The sequence below is a fragment of the Streptomyces sp. NPDC096132 genome (assembly GCF_044763345.1).
Taxonomy (GTDB): Bacteria; Actinomycetota; Actinomycetes; order Streptomycetales; family Streptomycetaceae; genus Streptomyces.
This window is the reverse complement of sequence record NZ_JBIWGA010000008.1, coordinates 22,487-40,836: the sequence shown is the minus strand read 5'-3', so window position 1 is coordinate 40,836 and position 18,350 is coordinate 22,487. Positions and strand designations below refer to the sequence as shown.

Below are 18,350 nucleotides of genomic sequence, written 5' to 3'. Positions count from 1 at the left end.
CGTCGGAGGCGTCGGAGGCGTCGGAGGCGTCGGAGGCGTCGGAGGCGTCGGAGGCGTCGGAGGCGTCGGAGGCGTCGGAGGCGTCGGAGGCGTCGGGGATGTCGTACCCCATGGATCCGCCGAGGTAGGTGACGGCGACGTAGAACAGGCGGCGGGCGTCCCGCTCCTTCCGCCAGTGCGGGTAGCAGGCCCGGAGCGCGGTCACCGAGCGCAGCAGCGCGCGGCGGTAGCCGTGGTGTTCCCCGGGTACGAAGGGCTCGGCGTGGCCCAGGTCCAGCAGGCCGTCGGGCACCTCGCCGGGCACCGGCCAGACGCCCTCCTCGTCGGTGCGGGCCTCGGCCCCCGCGGTACGCAGGGCCTCGGTGACGGCGCGGGCGAGCGGCGGCGTTCCGCCGAGCACGAGGACCTTGGCTCCGCGCAGGGCCGGTGCGGGATCGGCCGGCAGGTCGGGTTCGGTGACGGTCCGCCAGCGGACGCGCCGCACCGGCGCCACGGGGCGGGTCTCCGTGGGCCGGGCCGGGGCGGGGCGGCTCATGCCGGGGGTGCCTTCCGCTCGGCCGGGTCGTGGTGCCCGATGTGCACGACGACGCCGGGCTGCGGGCGCAGGGAGACGAGGGCCGTCGGGCGGACCGGGTGGCCCTCGGCCGGCCGGAGCCGGTAGCGCTGCGCCACCATGGCGACGGCGAGCCGCAGTTCCAGCAGGGCGAGGTCCATGCCGATGCATTTGCGGGCACCGCCGCCGAACGGGAAGTAGTCGTAGCGGTCGCGCTGCCGCGGCGTGCTCCCGGTCCGGCTGCCGCCGTTCGTGGCCGTGCCCGCGTGCGCGGGGCAGAACCGCTCCGGGGCGTAGGTCTCGGGGTCGTCCCAGACGGCGGGGTTGTGGTGGGCGGCGTACACCGGGACGAGCACCGTGCTGCCGGCCGGGACGTGGTGGCCGGCGATGTGGTCGTCGGCCACGGTGTCCCGGGGGAACAGCCAGATCGGCGGATACAGGCGCAGCGACTCGTCGACGACGGCGCGCAGGTACGGCATTTCGTCGAGGTCCTCGGCCGTGGGCACCCGGCCGGCGAGCACCGCGTCCAGTTCGGCGTCGAGCCTGGTGCGGACGTCGTCGTGCCGGGCGATCGCGTGCAGCGTCCAGGCGAGAGCACAGCCGGTGGTCTCGTGGCCCGCGAGGAACAGGGTCTTGAGCTCGGCGCGGATCTGCCGCTGGGTGAACGGCTCGCCGGTGACCTCGTGGGTGGCCTTCAGCAGGGCGGCGACCACGCTGTCGGGGCTTCCCCCGCCGCGCCGGTGGAGGTCGATGATCTCGTCCATGACGTCGTTGAGGGTCCGTTGGTGCCGCCTGAGCCGGCGCTGGTACGTGGTGGGCACCCAGCGGGGCAGCAGCTGCTTGACCTCGCCGGTGAGGATCATGGCCTTCAGGGAGAAGCGGACCGCGGGCAGCAGCCGGTCGGCGTACTGACGCAGGTCGACGCCGAACAGCATGCGGCCGAGGACGCCCATCGCCAGCCACATCATGTCGTCGGTGATGTCGACCGGTTCGCCGGAGGCCGCGTGGGGCTCCCAGCGCTCCAGCAGTTCCTCCACCGTGTCGGTGACGGTGGCTGACCGGGCCCGCAGCGCGGCCCGGTGGAAGAAGGGCCGGCTGACCGCGCGGCGGGTCCGCCACTCTGCGCCGTCGGTGGTCAGCATGCCCCGCCCGAAGAACAGGTGGAAGCCCCGGTAGAACCTGCCGCGCACGTAGTTCCGCGCGTTGTCCTGAAGGACGTGCCGGACCGCCTCGGGCGCGGTCACCTGGTGGACCAGGTAGGGCCCCATCTTCATCCGGACCACGCCGCCGTACTGGCGCTGAAGTTCCGTCAGCAGACGGAGGGTGTCCTTCTTGAAGCTGCTCAGCGCGCCGAACAGCACACTGCCGGTGGGCCCCGGGGCCCTGTGCCGGCGCTCCTCCACGGGGTCGGTGGTCGTCGTGCGGTCCCCCATCAGCCGGCCTTCCTGAGCGTCTCGGTGTCTGCCGGGTCGGGAAGCGGCCGCTTGTCCGGGGAGTACAGGCGCCCGGAGTCCGCGTCCACGTAGCCGACGACGGTGGCGGAGATGTCCTGCATCTGGACGACGACCCGGCCGTCCGGTGTCACGGCGACGAACCGGTTGTCGGGTGCGGGTCCCGTCATGTCGAAGGCGGGCGGGGTGGCGTAGAGGTGGAGCCGGCCGTACCGCCTGGTCAGTTCGATGTCGTTGGCCTCCTCGTACAGGTCCACCCGGCGGATGGACAGAGGTGCGGCGATGGGCACGAGCCGGCCGTCCTCCAGGTGCAGGACCCCCGTGCGGGCCAGGCCGTCGAGCAGGATCGCCGGGGTGAGGAACCGGGACAGGGCGGGGTCACGCTCGGCGAGGGCGGCGCGGTAGACGGACCGTTTGCCCAGGGGGTGCAGCCGGGTGCGTCCGGTGGAGACGAAGGGACCGGTCAGGGACACCGGGGACGCCGGTACGTGGTAGGGATCGACGACCGGGATGTCGTCGGCGTCGTCCCAGTGCCGCCAGGACGGGGCCTCGGGTGGGTCGCGGCGCAGCAGCACCCGTGCGGTGAAGTGCACCTTGTCCTCGACCAGCAGGACGCCGCCGGGGGCCCGTACGTCTCCGGTGACGGACACCTCGACGACGGTGACGTCGTCCCCGCGGTCCACCACCCGGCCGGTGATCTTCTTGGGGGCGGGGCGGGCGCCCGGGTGGACGCGCAGGAAGTTCTCGAACCGGAGGTCCTCCAGGGCTACGGCTCGCAGGCCGGGCACCAGGTGGCGTGCGGCCTCCACGGCGATCTCCACGACGAACGTGCCCGGCAGGGTCGGTACGCCGCGGACGGTGTGGTGGGCGAGGTAGCCGTCGGTGCCCAGGTCGAAGGCGCAGGCGAAGACCGCGGAGTCGGCGTCGGCGGACACCGGCCGGCGCAGGTAGAACGCGCCCTTGCCGGGCACGGCGGACAGGGCAGGCACGGCGGGCAGGGCGGGCTCGGCCGCGTCGGACGCGAGATAGCCGGGGTAGAAGCGCTCGACCGTCTCGCGTTCCGCCGCGCCGATGTGCACCACCGACGCCCTGCGGCGGTCCGCGTGCAGTTCCTGCAGGAAGTGGTGGATGCCCTCGCCCACCGGCATGTGACTGTAGGACCCGCCGCGTCGGAAGTACGCCTCGGTCAGCTCGCCGGCTCCCATCCCGACGCCGCCCCACAGTGTCCAGCCGACGGTGAACTCGTCGGCGCCCTGTGCGGCGGCCGACGCGGCGGCCGTCGCCAGGTAGTCGTTGCCGGCCGCGTAGTCGGGCTCGCCGAGCTGGCCGAAGTGGCCCAGCAGGGAACCGAAGTTGCACCAGATCGCCGGCGGCCGGTCGGCGAACGCCCGCTTGAGGTTGCGGTAGGCGAGGGTCTTCAGGTCGCGGATCGCCCGGAACTCGGCGAAGTCCTTGTCCTTGATCAGGGCGGAGCGGTTGCGTCCGGCCGCGTTGATGAGCAGGTCCACGGCCGACTGCTCGGCCAGCACCCGGTCCACGGCCCGCGCTACGGCCCCCTCGTCCCGGACGTCGCAGGTCAGGTAGGTGACCCGGCCGGGTCCGCAGTACTCCTCCAGTCGGCGCAGGGTGCGGCGGGCCGCGCGGGCGTCCAGCAGCCGGTCGAAGGCGCGGTTGATGTCCGCCACCGTGCGGCCGCCGGCCGCGAGATGCTCGCGGATGTACGACTGCCGGCCGGCGGCGAACGTGTCGTCGTCCCCGTCGAAGACGTCGTCGGGGTAGTCGTCCAGCGGGTTGCTGCCCAGCAGATAGATCCGCGGACGGAAGTGCTCGGCGAGGGCGCTCACCACCGCGGCCGTGATGCCACGGGCACCGCCGGCGGCGACCACCACCGACTCGGGGCCGAGGCGGGCCGCGACGGTCTTCCCTTCCCTCTTCCCTTCCCTGGTTCCGGGCAGGGCCTTCTCAGGACGGAGGGTGGGGGCGTAGCGCCGGCCGTCCCGGTGGACGACCACGGGGAAGGTGCGTACGGCCCGTGTCTCCCGCTCCACGAGCAGGGCACCCTTGCGCGGCCCCCGTTCGTCGGTGGCCAGCAGGAAGGTCAGGGCGTCGGGCAGTTCCAGGCCCGCGCACTTGACCAGTCCGGAGAACAGGCCGGTGCAGGCGTGCGGGACACCGTCGGTGACGGCGCCGAGGAGAAGGGTGAGGAACGACGATCCGGCGGCCGCCAGGTCGGTGTGGGCGGTCTGCAGGACCAGGAACGCCGTGTCGTGGAGGGCGGTGAGGGACGGGGCGAGGCCGTCCCGGCTGCCGGTGGAGTCCGAGGGTGGCGCCGAGCGCGCGAGATCGGTGACGATCCGCAGATGCCGTACGGGGCCGTGGTCCGCGAGCGCCGCGCGCACCGCCTCCGGGGTGGGGTGGGGCAGGTGGTGCCGACCGGGCCGGGTCACGCTGATGGGCGCGGTGCACAGGACGGTCGCGTCGGGCGGCAGGTGCCGCAGGGAGGCTTCCAGGTCGGGCAGGTCGGTGAGGACGACGACACCGGGTGGCAGGAAGGGGACGCGCTCGTGCGGATCGGGACCGGTCGGGTCGGTCACTTCGGTCAGCTCGGTCAGTTCCGCCACGTGACGAACCGTCCGCAGGGCTTCGCCCGTGGCCGTCCGCTCGCCGTCGAGGAAGGCGGCGGGCAGGCGCTCGGGGTCCGGTTCGGCGGGGATGTCGAGGGTGAGGCGGACCGTGCTCTTCGGGCTGCCGGTCGCGCAGGTGATGTCCACCGTGCCGGGCCTGCCCAGCAGGGCCTGGAGGGCGCCCAGGGCGCCGGCGGCGCCCAGGTAGCGGGCGTTGGCGGGTGCGGCCGGGACGGACGCGGCGGGACTCGTGCCCGCCGGGGTCGGCGGAGGCGGCAGGAGGTCGATGCGGTGGTCGCCGGGTGGTGTGTCACCGACCGTCAGGTCCGCGACCCGGCCGAGGATCGGCAGCCCTTCCGCGTGGGCCCTGGACTCGGTGGTGAGGGCGAACAGGACGGCGCCCTCGGCGAGTCGCGCATCGGCCACGCCCTCGGGGAGCCCGGCCAGCAGGGTGGCGTACTCCGGCAGACTGTTGCCGTTGATGCCGCCCGCCAGCGCGAAGTCCAGCCGGCCGGCCCGGAGATACCGCGCGGCCGTCTCGATGGCGGTCAGGCTCGAGGCGTACCCGGAGTCGAGGGTGATGTTGGGGCCCTTGAGGTCGAAGTAGTTGGCGACCCGGGCCGAGATGACGTTGGGCATCATGCCGGGGAACGCGTCCTCGGTGGACGCCGGTATCTCGTCGCGCACGAGCCGGCGCAGCTCCGTCAGCAGCTCGGGCAGTCCGGGCAGCGATGCCGTGGCCTGGTCCTCGGTGAGGGCCTTGTCGATGTCGTCGAGGAAGCAGCGGTTGGCGTACAGCATGGCCGCTCGGGTGGGGCCCATGTGGCCGACGAAGACACCGGTCGACGCGGTGGTGGCGTCCCAGAACTCCGTGAGCCTGCCCCGCAGGTCGTGCGCGCACTCCAGGATCATCAGCTGGCAGCGGTCGATGGCGCGGACCGTCGCGGGAGGCAGCCGTACCCGGTGCAGGGGCGGCGTCGGGTAGGCGGAGCCGAAGCTCTCGGCCGGTCCGTCGCCCCGCCCGGCGAGCCACTCGACGACACCGTCCCGGTCGAGGCCGGGGACGTGGGCGGACCATCCGACGACGACCACCGGGTCTTCGGCGCCGACGGGGGCACCGGGAGGCAGGGCCCGGGTGCGGTGCTCCGGTACGCGGTGCTCCGACACACGATGTTCCTGTACGAGGAGATGCGCGTTCGTGCCGCCGAAGCCGAAGCCGGACACGGCGACGGTACGGGGCCGGTCGGCCGGTGCGGGCCAGGGTACGTTCTCGGTCGGGATCTCCAGCAGGGTGTCGTCCAGGCGGAACGACTCGGGCGCCCGCGTGAACCGGAACTGCTTCGGGATCGTGCCGTGCTCCATGGCCAGCAGCGCCTCGATGACGGACACGACGCCGGCCGCCCACCCGGTGTGACCGATCAGGGACTTGTTGGAGGTGACGTACGCCGGCCGCGTCCTGCCGAAGTGCTCGCGCAGGGTGGTGAACTCGGCGAGGTCTCCGGCCGGGGTGCCCGTGGCGTGGGCGATGATCCAGTCGACGTCGGCGGGCGAGGTGCCCTCGGCGAAGGCCGCGCGGACCGCGAGGTCCTGTCCGGCCGCGTTCGGCGCGTAGATCGCCTTGCCCCGGCCGTCGGAGGAGGCCCCGACCGACTTGAGCACGCCGAGGATCCGGTCGCCGTCACGCCGTGCGTCGCGAAGGCGCTTCATCACGACGACGCCCGCGCCGTCGGCGAAGATCACGCCGTCCGCGTCCGCGTCCAGGGAGTGGACCGCCCCGCGCCGGGACAGGCCCTGCAGCTTGGAGAACAGCACGGTGCCGCGCGGGGCCAGGGCGAACGCGCCGCCGCAGACGGCGATGTCGTGCTTGCCGCTCAACAGGCCCTTGGCGCCGATGTCGATGGCGTAGAGCGAGGAGGAGCAGGCGGTGTCGATCATCTGCAGCTCGGTGTCGGCCGGCAGGACGCCCGCCATCGCCAGCTGCCCGACCCGGTGCGGCAGAAACCTCTCCGGGGCGTGTGCGCCATGCCGGTACCGCCGGGCCAGGGTGTCGTGGACCGCGTCCAGGAGGTGCTCGCGTTGCGGGGCGGTGAGGTCCAGCGCGCCGACGATCTGCCGGGCCCGTGCGTCCGTGCCGGCGAGGACTCCGGCCTCCTCCAGGTGCTGGCTGCCGTCGGGGGTGTAGCCCACCAGGAAGGAATGGCGGGCAGACGGGGCGCGCCGTACCCCGCTCAGCGCCTGTACCAGGCTGTGGCGCAGCCAGGTGGTCGTCAACTCGTGGTCTTCCGTCGGGTCCATCGTGTCGACGGCTCCGGCGACCGGACGGAAGTCGGTGATGAAGACACAGGTGTCCTGGTACGACTTGTCGAGCGCCGAGGGGTCGGCGGCATGGAAGGTCGAGCGCTCCCAGCGGTCCGCGGGCACGGGGGCGAAGAGGTCCGCTCCGGTCGTGCGCAACTCCCAGAACTCCTCGGGGCTGTTGGCACCGGCGACGGCCAGGCCCATGCCGACGATGGCGATGTCGTCGTCCACGGCACCGCCGGCCACGCCGGGTTCGACGGCTGTGGCGGGTTCGGCGTCCGCGAGTGGTTCGACGTTCGTGGCAGGTCCGGCGGACGCGGCAAGGATCTCGTCGGTCGACGGCCCCGCCGTCGTACCGCCCTGCTCCTGCACCCGCGCAGCCCCCGGCTTTCCTCGCGGTGGCGACAGGAGTGCCGCCCCCAGGGACAGTCCCCCGTCGGCGAGGATGGTCTGGCCGGTGATCCAGCGGGATTCGTCCGAGGCGAGGAAGGCCACGAGGGCGGCGAACTCCTCCGGTGTGCCGAGCCGGCCCAGCGGCGTGGCATCCCGGATGACCTCCTGCAGCGCCTCGGCATCCGGGAACGCGTCGGCCACCTCACTGACCAGCATGGCCGCGGACGCGGTGTTGACCCTGATGCCGAGCGGGGCGAACTCCACCGCCAGATAACGGGTGACGGCCTCGACCGCGGCCTTGGCCGGCGCGCACGCCAGGTAGTTGGCCATCACCATCTGGGAGCTGCCGAGAGCCGACATCTGGACGATCGAGCCGCCGCCCCGCCGGGCCATGAGCGGCGCCGCCGCCCGCGCGCAGCGCAGGCTCCCCTTGTAGTTGGTGTCGAGGGCCTTGTCGAGGTCGGCGTCGGTGATCCGGTCGAGCGGGAGCAGCGCGCCGTTCGCCGCGTTGTTGACCAGGATGTCGAGATGACCGAAGCGTTCGTCGATCTCGGCGAACATCCGGTCGACCTGGTCCTGTCGTGCCACGGAGGCCCTGATCAGATCGACCCGGGCACCGAGGGCGGTGAGTTCCGCCTGGGTGCGCAGGGCCTCGTCGTGGGAGTGGAAGTAGTTGACCAGGACGTGGGCGCCACGCTCGGCGAGGGTCCTGGCCACGCTCCGGCCGATGTTCCTGGCACCGCCGGTGACCAGGGCGATTCTGCCCCTGAGCTGCTGCATCGCGGGATTGCTCCTTGTCGCGCGGTCCGGGACCGGGCGGCGCGGCGGCCCGCGGCGCCCGGTCGGGGTGGGTCGCTCAGGCGGCGGCGACGGACAGGTCGCCGCCCGTCAAATGGGCCTGCAGCAGATCGACCACCTTGCCGACGGTGTCGCAGTCGGACAGCCGGAAGCCGCTGTCCGTGGGCACGATGCCGTAGCGACCGGTGACGCGGTTCAGCAGCTCCACCTGTTTGACGGAGTCGATGCCGAGTTCGGCCTCCAGCAGGACGTCCTCGGTGAAGACTTCCTCGGGATACTCCAGCGCCTGCGCGTACAGCGCCCGGACGGTGGCGAGGAGCTCCGCCCGGCCGACGGGCTCGGGGCGCGCGACGGACGGCACCTGCACCGGACCGGCAGGCACGGCGGGCCCAACCGGAACTGTGGGAGCTGCGGGCGCGGCGAGTGCGGCGGGTTCCGCGGACATCCGCGCCCGGACGCGCTCGACGAGTTGCGTGCCGTACGCCGCCCAGAACCGCTCGAAGGACTCGGGACCGGAGTCGGACGGCCCGGAATCGGGCAGCCCGGCGATGGCCTCCTCCACGCCCAGCCGTCCGGCCGAGTCCAGCGTGAAGGTCGACCGGACGGTGACCTGTGCGGCGTCGCCCAGGACGCGTCGGACACACCGGCCCAGCGAGCCGAGCCCGCCCGCCTCGACGAACGTGGTGACGCCCCGGTCGTGCAGCTCGCGCACCGTCCCGGCGAAGTCGACCGTCCTGACGAGGTGTTCGGCGAGAAGGGTGGCCAGGTCGTCGTCCGCGCGGTACGCCCGGCCCAGGATCGGCGAGTACACCGCTCCCTGCGGCGCCTGCCGGGGCAGGCGGGCGATCCGGGCGGCGAGCGGTGCCCGCAGGGGCTCCAGCGCCGGGTTGTGGAACGCGAACGGCGACTTCAGCAGCAGGCCGCCGGCGTTCAGCTCACGGGCGACGCGCAGCACGGCCAGCACGGAGCGCTCGGGCCCGCTGATCACCGTCTGCCGGTCGTGGTTCTCGGCGGCCACCGCCAGGGCCGGGTCGTCGAGCAGTCCGAGCAGATGCCGCGCTCGCCGCCCGTCGAGCGCCAGTGCCGCCATCCGGCCGACGGCGGGCCGCGCCGCCTGAAGGACATGAAGGCGTTCGGCGACCACGCGCGCGCCGTCCTCCACCGAGAACGCCTCGGCGGCGACGAGCGCCGCGATCTCGCCGAGGCTGTGGCCCACGAGGAATCGCGGCCGCAGACCGTTTTCCCGCAGAATGCGCCAGGCTGCCACATCGCTGCTGTAAATCGCCAGCTGGGACACCCAGGTCGGCTGTCGCAGGAGTTCTTCCGCGGTCATCGGGGTGCCTTCGAAGAGGGCGGTGGAGACCGCGCTCCCGAAGATTTCCTCGGCGACCGTGTCAACTGCCTTGAAAGTCTGGTCGACTTGCTGGTATTTCATTCTGGCGGCACGCAGCGCCGCTCCGTCGAATCCGCCTTGGCCCGGAAAGAGAACCGCCGTATCGTCTGTCGTCATCCCCGTTGTGACTCCACTCGATTTGAAGCGTCAATACACTTGCGGAACACGAGACTTGAGGAGCTTGATCAGGTACTGAATAAGTCAACCATCTCTCCGGTGCGTGGCGCACCGGACGAAAGTACGACGTGACCGTCACGCCCTCACCGCGAGCTGAGCGCGACCCGGTGCGTATAGGCCTGCGCGACCAGGCCGGCCTGCAGCCGTGAGTCCAGGCGCAGCTTGGCGAGGATGTGGGTGACGTGGGACTTCACCGTGCGTTCGGTGACGTGGAGGGACGCCGAGACGGCCTGGTTGGACAGCCCCCGGCCGAGGAGGATGAACACGTCGAATTCGCGGTCCGTGAGTTCCTCGATGCGGCGCACGGGGTCGGCCACCCAGTCGGCACCGCTTTCACCGATCAGCGAGCTGATGCGTCTCCATTCCTGTCCGGACTCCCCTCTGTTGTCCGCCACTTCATGCCTGGTCTCAGAGAGCAGGGCGATCAACATTCCCCCTTTGCTGATCAACGGGGCACCGCACTGACGGGTACCCCGGAACCGTGCGGCCTCGTGTGAGGGCGGGCGGCGAAATCACCTGATCGTCGATGATCGGGGCCGCTCACCCGGCCGCGCGGAAGACACACTCCGTCGACGTCGGCGCCGTTGGCCGGATTTCATGGCCCGATCGCCGCTGGACTCGGCTGATTCCCGTGGATGCCGGGGAACTTGAACCTGTCCGGTAAGCGGAGCTGCGCCTACACACTAGCAAGACCGGCGCCTGGTTTCCATGGGGGAATGGAGAAATCACTTTGTCACGGAAAACCGGTCAACGCCCTTTCCCGCTCGGGGAGTCGAGGACCGGCTCGAGGCCGTCGGCCGCCGTCTCGGGTTCCTTCCGGAGCCGGATGATCCGGTGCGCGAGCCATATACGCCGACGGCGAGGAGCGCGCCGGGAAGCCCGGACCCGGTCCACGGCATCAGTGCGAAGTCGCCGACACAGGCCAGCAGGGCGACGGCAGCAGCGCGACTCCGGCGGCGACGACGGCGAGCGCCCGGCCCCGCTGGTGCGGCGGGGCCGGCGGGGTCACGGCGACGGGGGCGACCGGTGTGACGGCGGCGGCGCCGGCGGCCGCCACCAGCCGGCGGGTCAGCGCGACGCCGTAGGACGGCGCGACGGCGGTGCCGATGGCGAACGTGGCCGAGGTCAGAACGAACGAACGAGGGTTCACCTGGGGTCCTCCGTTGAGGAAGCGGTCGCGTGGGAGCACGTCGACGGCTCTGGAACAGCGGGCCTGCGTCCACGCCTGAGGGCCGCGGCCCGTCGCTCCGGCGGCCCTCCGGAGCGACGGGGGCTCGCCGGAGGGGGTTCGCTTGGAGCGACGGGGCCGGCCGACCGGCTTTCGCACGGAGCAGCGGGGCTCGCCGGCCGGCGGTCGTACGGCTCAGCTCAGGCTGCCGACGAGGCCCACATGGAAGGGGGTGAGCTCGTCGTGGCGCCCGGCGAGTACCTTCGCCAGCCACTCGGGGTCGCCCAGCAGGGCCCGGCCGACCGCCACGAGGTCGAACTCGTCACGCTCCATGCGGTCGAGCAGTTCCGCGAGGTCCGTGACGCGGGCCTGCTCACCCTGGAACACCTGGAGGAACTCGTTGCTCAGACCCACCGCGCCGACGCTGATGGCGGGCTTGCCGGAGACCTTCTTCGCCCAGCCCGCGAGGTTGAGGTCGGAGCCCTCGAACTCGGGGAGGTGGAAGCGCCGGGTGGAGCAGTGGAAGATGTCCGCGCCCGCCTCCGCCAGCAGGCCGAGGAGGGTCTCGAGTTCCTGCGGGGTCTCGGCGACGCGTGCCTCGTAGTGGTTCACCTTCCACTGGGAGAGCCGGAAGGAGATCGGGAACTCCTCGGACACGGCTGCCCGGCAGGCGGCGACGATCTCGGCGGCGAAGCGGGCACGGCCGGCGACGTCACCGCCGTAGCCGTCGGTGCGCCGGTTGGTGTGGGGCCAGAGGAACTGGTCGATCAGGTAGCCGTGTCCGCCGTGGATCTCGACCCCGTCGAAGCCCACGGCTTCGGCGGCGGCCGCGGCGGAGGCGTAGGCGGCGACCACGTTGTCGATGTCGGCCTGGGTCATCGCGTGACCCGAGTGCGTGCCGTCCAGGGCGATGCCGGACGGGCCGATCCGCGGGGCGTCCGGCACGGGCGGATTGCCGGGGGTGCGGTCCATGCCGACGTGCCACAGCTGCGGCATGATCCTGCCGCCCTCCTGGTGGACGGCGTCGGCCACCGCGGACCAGCCGGCCAGCGCCTCGTCGCCGTGGAAGTGCGGGACCCGGGAGCTGTTGCCCGCGGAGTCGTGGCCGACGTACGTGCCCTCGGTGATGATCAGGCCGACGCCGCCGGCCGCCCGCCGGGCGTAGTAACGGGCCACGTCCTCGCCGGGTACGCCCCCGGGGGAGAACTCGCGCGTCATCGGCGCCATCACGACACGGTTGGGCAGGCTGAGACCTCCCAGGGAGAAGGGACGGACCAGGATGTCCTGGGCACGCTGGACCGGATTCGTGGGCATCGGTGTCTGCCTTCGGTAGGGAGCCGACCGCACGGCGTCGGGGGATTGGATTACACCGTGCGGTCGGCGGCTTGGGTGGGTTGGTGAAACCGGGGTGGTGCGGGCCGGGGGCGGGCCGGGCCGCCGTTCCCCGGGACGCCCGGGTCGTGGCGGGCCAGGCCGCCGTTCCCGGGACGCCCCGGTGGCGGCGAGCCGGGCCGCCCTTCCCCGGGATGCCCCGGCGCGAGCCCGGCCGCCCGTCTCCGGGATGCCCCGGCGCGGGCCCGGCCCGCGCTCAGTCCGCAGGAGGAGCGGGCACGGTGTCCTTCCCCGGGGCGCTTCCGGGCAGGGTCGCCGCCGGGGCCGGGGCGGGGGTCGGCGTCGCGCGGATGAACCACGCGGTGACGAACGCGACCACCGACAGCACGGCCGCGCCGACCACGACACCGTGCAGTCCGCTGCTGACGGCGTCCTCGACGGTGCGGCGTACACCGTCGGGCATGTCCTTCAGCAGGGCGGGGGTCAGCTCGCCGCCGGTGATCAGCCGCTCCTCGGTGCCGGAGCCGAGCCGTTCGGCCAGGACGTCCGCCATGCGGCTGCTGTGCACGGCTCCGAGGACGGCGACCCCGAGGGAGCCGCCGATGGTGCGCACCAGGGTGACGGTGCCGGTGGCGGCGCCCATGTCGCGCGGGGCGGCGTGGTTCATGGTGGTGAGCAGGGTGCTCTGCATGAGGATCCCGACGCCGATCCCGACGACGAGGGTGAGTGCCGAGGCCGCGGCGAGCGGGGTGTCCGTGCCGAGCACGAGCAGCAGCAGCGCGCCGACGACGGTGACGGTGCCGCCGGTGAGCGGCACGACGCGGTCCAGTCCCCCGCGGTCCATCAGCCGCCCGGTGGTCAGCTGGGCCGTCAGCATGCCGAGCATCAGCGGCAGGATCAGCATGCCGCTGACCGTGGACGAGGCGCCCTGGACGAACTGCATGTACTGCGGAAGGTAGTTGATGACGGACACCAGGACGGCGCCCACCAGGAAGCTGAGGACCTGGGCGAGGGTGAACTCCCGGCTGGTGAACAGCCGGGGCGGCGTGATGGGTTCGGCGGCACGCTGTTCGACGCGGACGAACCAGGCCAGGCTCAGCACGACCGCCACCGCCAGCGCGGCGATCTGCCAGGACGTCCACGCGTAGGTCGTGCCGGCCCAGCCGGCGAGCAGGGTGAGGGCCAGGATGCCGGTGGTCAGCAGGGTCGCGCCGAGGTAGTCGACCCGTCCTGTGACGCGCTGCGCGGGCAGCCGTACGCCCTTGGCGACGGCCACCAGGGCGACGAGGCCGACGGGGACGTTGACGTAGAACGTCCAGCGCCAGTCCATGTAGTCGGTGATGAATCCGCCGAGCAGAGGGCCGCCGACGAACGACACCGGCAGCATGACGCCCACCATGGACTGGATACGGCCGCGCTCCTGCGGGGGCACCAGCACGCCGATGACCGCGAGTGCCCCGACCATCAGGCCGCCGGCGCCGAGGCCCTGGACGGCCCGGAAGGCGATGAGCTGTCCCATGCTCTGTGCCAGGCCGCACAACACCGTGCCGATCAGGAACAGCACCACGGAGTTGGTGTAGGCGCCCTTGCGGCCGTAGAGGTCGCCGAGTTTGCCCCACAGGGGGGTGGCGGCGGCCATGGTGAGCAGGTACGCCGTGACCGACCAGGAGAAGTGCTCCAGGCCGCCGAGATCGCCGACGATCGTGGGCAGCGCGGTGCTGACGATCTGTCCGTCGAGCGTCGCCAGGAAGATGCCGAGCATCAGTCCGAAGACGCCGAGCCGGGGCAGGGCGGGCCGGTCGGGCGCCGGAGCGGGGGTCGGGGTGGGTGTCGGGGTGTCGTTCATCGCTGTCCCCAGGTCACGAGTCGCGGGACGTCAGACGGCGTACGGACGGACACGCCTGGCCTCGCGCAGGGCGTGCGCCCACCAGGTGAGCTGGTCGAGCATGGCCTTGGCGGCGACGTCGCAGCCGGGGTCGGTGGGCTTGCCGTCCGCGCCGAAGACCTCGCCGTAGTTGTGGAAGCTGACGGTGTTGCGGATGGTGACGGCGTGCAGTTCCGCCAGCACCACCCGGAGCTGTTCGACGGCGCGCAGGCCGCCGGCGAGGCCGCCGTAGGAGACGAAGCCGACCGGCTTGGCGTGCCACTGCTCGTTGTGCCAGTCGATGGCGTTCTTCAGCGGCGCCGGGAAGCTGTGGTTGTACTCGGGGGTGACGATCACGAAGGCGTCGGCCTCGGCGAGCCGCGGCGACACCGCGCCGAGCTGGGTCAGTACCTCGTCGGAGGGGGTCTGGCCGTAGGCGGGGAAGACGGTCGGCAGTGGCGTGTCGACGAGGTCGACGAGATCGGCCGTCAGGTCGTCGCGCTGGGCGATGTGTTCGGTGATCCAGTCGGCGACGACCGGCCCGAACCGCCCGTCCCGTGTACTGCCGATGATCACCGCGGTCCGCAGGGGGCCGCCGGTCGCGTCAGCCATGGAAAGCACCTCCGGGGTGTGTACGCCGTATCCTCGACGTACAACGTACACATCCGCGTGTACGTTGTCCACTCCTGATACGCTGTACACAGCGACGTCCGGCGGAAGGAACCCATGCGATGGCCTCCCAGGAGAGACAGGTACAGACCGACGAGCGGGACCACGTCTCCGTGTGGGAACGCCTCGAACGGCCGACACCGGCCCCCCGCACCACGCTCACCCCGCAGCGGATCGCCAGGGCGGCGGTCGGCATCGCCGACGCCGAGGGACTGGACGCGGTCACCATGCGACGCCTGGCCACCGAACTCGGCGTGGCGCCCATGGCCGCGTACCGCTACGTCACCGGCAAGGACGAACTCCTCGAACTGATGGTCGACTTCGTCTACGGCGAACTGGACCTGCCGGACGGCACGGAGGGCTGGCGCACGACCATGCGCACGCTGGCCCTGCGGACCCGGGAGGTCCTGCTGCGGCACTCGTGGGTGACCCGGGCGACCTGGTGCGCGCCCACCCCGAACCAGCTGGCCGTACCGGAGGCCGCGCTGGACGCACTGGACGGCCTGGGGCTCGACGCGGACACGGCGATGGCGGTCTACAGCACCGTCACCGCGTATGTGCACGGCGCGGTCGACTCGGAGGTCGGCCTGACGCAGCTGCTGCGCGTGCGGGGCTGGGCCAGCCGCGAGGAGGCCCGCTCGGGACTCGCCTCGCAGATGGCCTGGCTGATGAGCACCGGCCGGTTCCCGATGTACGCGCGCTACATCGGCGAGGCCGACCGCAAGGACGACCTGCTGTGGCAGTTCGAGACCGGCCTGGACTGCGTCCTCGACGGCATCGCGGCCCGTCTGTCGGTCTGACCACATATCCGGAACAGCACACTCAGAAAAAGCGAAGGCCCGCTACAGAGAAAATACATGTAGCGGGCCTTCTCTTGTCCCTACCGGAATCCGCGAAATAGGTTCGCCGTACTTCGAGGCGGTGGGGGAAATGACACACGGATTCACGGAAACCACGAAGACCACATGCACGACGACAGAGCCGCTGGAGTGCGAGGGCGCCCGTTGCCGACGCGGCGAGGAGGCGGGCCGGGCCCGTGATCTCGCCGCCGCCGGCAGCCGGCTCTGCCCGACCTGCCGGCTCCGGCTCACCCATGATCTGCGGCGGCTGCCGCGCCTGTACGACGAGTGCGGACAGCTGCTCACCGGTGCCGACCGACCCCGGGACCGCACCTCCGGCGGCCCGCTGCCCGGCATGCCCTTCAACACGGCGGCCGCCGACGCCCGCACGGCGATCCTCGGGATCCTGCGCTCCTGGGCCGCACTGGTGATCGAGGAGCGAAGTGCCGGCGCCCCGCGCGACACCCCGCGGGAGATCGCCGCGTTCCTGCTGCGGCACACCGACTGGCTCGCCGCCCATCCGGCGGCCGGCGAGCTGTCCGACGAGGTCACCGACTGTGTCCGCCGGGCCCGCCGGGTGATCGAACCCCGCCCCGGGCACCGGGTCCCGGTGGGCGGCTGCGTGGTGCCCGACTGCTCGGGCGTGCTGACGGCGGCGGCCCGGCCCGACGGCTCCGGGACCGGTGTGGAGATCGGCTGCGACACCGATCCAGGGCACCGCTGGTCCGGTCGGGACTGGCTGCGGCGCGGCGAGCGGTCCACTCCCGAGCAAGAGTCGCGGGAGCCGGCTGTCCGCTGGATGACCGCCCGCGACATCGCCCTGCTGTGGGGCATCGCGCCCGGCAGCGTGTACCGCCGCGCCAGCGAGGACCGCTGGCGCCGCCGGGCCCGCAACGGCCGCACCTACTACCACGAGCAGGACATCCACGCATCGCTCGGCGCCCGCGCCTGACCGGTGCCGGGGGAACTACCGGAAAATAGAAGCTCCGCCAGGGTGAAACACCCGGGCGGAGCTTCTTTTTATTGGCCGCCCATGGAATTTTGATTGGCCGCCCACAGACCCGACTTGACACGGGTTTGACACAAGTTTGTGGTCGAACTGGAAAATCTGCATTGACATCGGCGGGGATTCCGAAGAAGCTCTTCATTAGCTTCCGCAGCACTGTGTCGATTCATCCGGCACACACATCACGGCCGACAAAAGCGGCCCGTCCGAGGCGGCGCACCGATGTTCCCCTTCCGGTGCGCCGCCTCGTCGTATCCACCCTTCCGACGCCCCCGGAGGACACATCCATGGACGCTTCCGTCATCGTCGCCGGCGCGGGTCCCACCGGACTCATGCTCGCCGGGGAACTACGCCTCGCGGGGATCGACGTCATCGTGCTGGACCGGCTCGAGGAGCGCACCGGCGAGTCCCGCGGACTGGGATTCACCACCCGGACGATGGAGGTCTTCGACCAGCGCGGCCTGCTGCACCGCTTCGGCGACATGGGCACGAGCAACGCCGGGCACTTCGGCGGCCTGCCGGTCGACTTCGGTGTGCTCGACAGCATCCACCAGGCGGCCAAGACCGTGCCCCAGTCGGACACCGAGACGATGCTCGAAGGCTGGGTGCGTGAGCTGGGTGTCGACATCCGGCGCGGCCACGAGCTGGTCAGCCTGCGCGATCACGGCGACCACGTCGAGGTCGGGGTGCGCGGCCCCGACGGCGAGGAGAGCCGGCTGACGGCTCCCTACCTCGTCGGCTGCGACGGCGGCCGCAGCACCGTGCGCAAGGCCGCCGGCTTCGACTTCCCGGGCACCGCCGCGACCATGGAGATGTACCTGGCGGACATCAAGGGCGTGGACCTCACACCCCGTCTGATCGGCGAGACGTACCCCGGCGGCATGGTGATGTGCGGCCCGCTCGGCGACCGCGGGGTCACCCGCATCATCGTCTGCGAGCGCGGCACCCCGCCCCGCCGGCGCACCGAGCCGCCCGCCTACGCGGAGGTCGCCGCGGCCTGGCAGCGGATCACCGGCATCGACATCTCGCACGCCGAGCACGAGTGGGTGAGCGCGTTCGGCGACGCGACCCGGCTGGTCACCGCGTACCGGCGCGGCCGGGTGCTGCTGGCCGGGGACGCCGCGCACATCCATCTGCCGGCCGGCGGCCAGGGCATGAACACCGGCATCCAGGACGCCGTGAACCTGGGCTGGAAGCTGGCCGCCGTGGTCCGCGGCACCGCGCCCGAGGCACTGCTCGACACCTACCACGGCGAGCGGTACCCGGTGGGCGAGCGGCTGATGATGAACACCAAGGCCCAGGGTCTGCTCTTCCTCAGCGGCGAGGAGGTCCAGCCGCTGCGCGACGTGCTGGCCGAGCTGATCCGCTACGAGGAGGTCAGCCGCCATCTCGCCGGCATGGTGAGCGGCCTGGAGATCCGTTACGACGTCGGCCCGGGCAGGCACCCGCTGCTGGGGCTGCGCATGCCGCATCTGGAGCTGGTGGGCGACCGGCGCAAGACCAGCAGCACCGAACTGCTGCGCGCGGGGCGGGGTGTGCTGCTCGACCTGGAGGACAACGCCGTCCTCCGCGACCGCGCGGCCGGCTGGGCGGACCGGCTGGACATCGTCACGGCGGAGCCCCACGGCGTCCTGGCCGGCAGCGCGCTCTCGGGCACCTCGGCGGTCCTGGTGCGGCCCGACGGACATGTGGCCTGGGCCGCGCCGGGCAGCCATCACGACCTGCCCATGGCACTGGAGCGCTGGTTCGGGCCGACCCGGACCCAGCAGTTCTGACAAGGAGAGA

The 18,350-nt window shown here is 72.1% G+C and carries 12 protein-coding genes; 3 read left to right on the top strand and 9 right to left on the bottom strand.

Annotated elements, in window-relative coordinates:
• From ACIRF9_RS20225 to ACIRF9_RS20185, 9 genes are all read right to left on the bottom strand, one after another.
• Positions 1–535: hypothetical protein (locus tag ACIRF9_RS20225; protein ID WP_403823727.1), on the bottom strand; the 535-nt coding region annotated here is incomplete at its 3' end.
• A complete protein-coding gene (locus ACIRF9_RS20220) occupies positions 532–1,986 on the bottom strand; it encodes a cytochrome P450 (RefSeq protein ID WP_403823724.1) in 1,455 nt (484 codons plus the stop codon). The genes ACIRF9_RS20225 and ACIRF9_RS20220, both read right to left, overlap by 4 nt.
• A complete protein-coding gene (locus ACIRF9_RS20215) occupies positions 1,986–8,099 on the bottom strand; it encodes an SDR family oxidoreductase (RefSeq protein WP_403823721.1) in 6,114 nt (2,037 codons plus the stop codon). Before ACIRF9_RS20215 ends, ACIRF9_RS20220 begins: the two co-directional genes overlap by 1 nt.
• A 76-nt stretch (positions 8,100–8,175) precedes the next feature.
• Positions 8,176–9,552, bottom strand: a complete 1,377-nt coding sequence (locus tag ACIRF9_RS20210) for an acyltransferase domain-containing protein (RefSeq protein ID WP_403823718.1) — start codon at positions 9,550–9,552, stop codon at positions 8,176–8,178.
• A 218-nt stretch (positions 9,553–9,770) separates the two neighbouring features.
• The gene (locus ACIRF9_RS20205) at positions 9,771–10,082 is read right to left on the bottom strand and encodes a response regulator transcription factor (RefSeq protein ID WP_403823715.1); all 312 of its coding nucleotides are present in this window, start codon (positions 10,080–10,082) and stop codon (positions 9,771–9,773) included.
• Positions 10,083–10,585: 503 nt separating this feature from the next.
• On the bottom strand, positions 10,586–10,837 hold the full coding sequence (locus ACIRF9_RS20200) for a hypothetical protein (protein ID WP_403823712.1): 252 nt from the start codon (positions 10,835–10,837) through the stop codon (positions 10,586–10,588).
• Positions 10,838–11,050: 213 nt separating this feature from the next.
• Complete coding sequence (locus ACIRF9_RS20195) at positions 11,051–12,169, bottom strand: NADH:flavin oxidoreductase (RefSeq protein ID WP_403823709.1); 1,119 nt, start codon at positions 12,167–12,169, stop codon at positions 11,051–11,053.
• Positions 12,170–12,443: 274 nt separating this feature from the next.
• Entirely contained in the window at positions 12,444–14,033 is a 1,590-nt protein-coding gene (locus tag ACIRF9_RS20190) for an MDR family MFS transporter (RefSeq protein ID WP_403823706.1), read from the bottom strand.
• Positions 14,034–14,063: 30 nt separating this feature from the next.
• A complete protein-coding gene (locus ACIRF9_RS20185; RefSeq protein WP_403823704.1) occupies positions 14,064–14,663 on the bottom strand; it encodes an NADPH-dependent FMN reductase in 600 nt (199 codons plus the stop codon).
• A gap of 119 nt (positions 14,664–14,782) precedes the next feature.
• Here ACIRF9_RS20185 and ACIRF9_RS20180 point away from each other — a divergent pair, with 119 nt between their 5' ends.
• The 3 genes from ACIRF9_RS20180 (at position 14,783) to ACIRF9_RS20170 (ending at position 18,340) form a co-directional block, all read left to right on the top strand.
• Positions 14,783–15,520 carry a TetR/AcrR family transcriptional regulator gene (locus ACIRF9_RS20180; protein ID WP_403823701.1) on the top strand — a complete coding sequence of 246 codons (738 nt, stop codon included), beginning with the start codon at positions 14,783–14,785 and terminating at the stop codon, positions 15,518–15,520.
• A gap of 130 nt (positions 15,521–15,650) precedes the next feature.
• On the top strand, positions 15,651–16,511 hold the full coding sequence (locus tag ACIRF9_RS20175) for a hypothetical protein (protein WP_403823699.1): 861 nt from the start codon (positions 15,651–15,653) through the stop codon (positions 16,509–16,511).
• Between the two features lie 341 nt (positions 16,512–16,852).
• The gene (locus tag ACIRF9_RS20170; protein ID WP_403823696.1) at positions 16,853–18,340 is read left to right on the top strand and encodes an FAD-dependent monooxygenase; all 1,488 of its coding nucleotides are present in this window, start codon (positions 16,853–16,855) and stop codon (positions 18,338–18,340) included.
• Positions 18,341–18,350: the final 10 nt, after the last annotated feature.

Excerpts from the sequence above, each read along its gene's own strand:
- ACIRF9_RS20220 (WP_403823724.1), bottom strand. The coding sequence starts at position 1,986 with ATGGGGGACCGCACGACGACCACCGACCCCGTGGAGGAGCGCCGGCAC.
- ACIRF9_RS20215 (WP_403823721.1), bottom strand. The coding sequence starts at position 8,099 with ATGCAGCAGCTCAGGGGCAGAATCGCCCTGGTCACCGGCGGTGCCAGG.
- ACIRF9_RS20210 (WP_403823718.1), bottom strand. The coding sequence starts at position 9,552 with ATGAAATACCAGCAAGTCGACCAGACTTTCAAGGCAGTTGACACGGTC.
- ACIRF9_RS20195 (WP_403823709.1), bottom strand. The coding sequence starts at position 12,169 with ATGCCCACGAATCCGGTCCAGCGTGCCCAGGACATCCTGGTCCGTCCC.
- ACIRF9_RS20190 (WP_403823706.1), bottom strand. The coding sequence starts at position 14,033 with ATGAACGACACCCCGACACCCACCCCGACCCCCGCTCCGGCGCCCGAC.
- ACIRF9_RS20185 (WP_403823704.1), bottom strand. The coding sequence starts at position 14,663 with ATGGCTGACGCGACCGGCGGCCCCCTGCGGACCGCGGTGATCATCGGC.
- ACIRF9_RS20180 (WP_403823701.1), top strand. The coding sequence starts at position 14,783 with ATGGCCTCCCAGGAGAGACAGGTACAGACCGACGAGCGGGACCACGTC.
- ACIRF9_RS20175 (WP_403823699.1), top strand. The coding sequence starts at position 15,651 with ATGACACACGGATTCACGGAAACCACGAAGACCACATGCACGACGACA.
- ACIRF9_RS20170 (WP_403823696.1), top strand. The coding sequence starts at position 16,853 with ATGGACGCTTCCGTCATCGTCGCCGGCGCGGGTCCCACCGGACTCATG.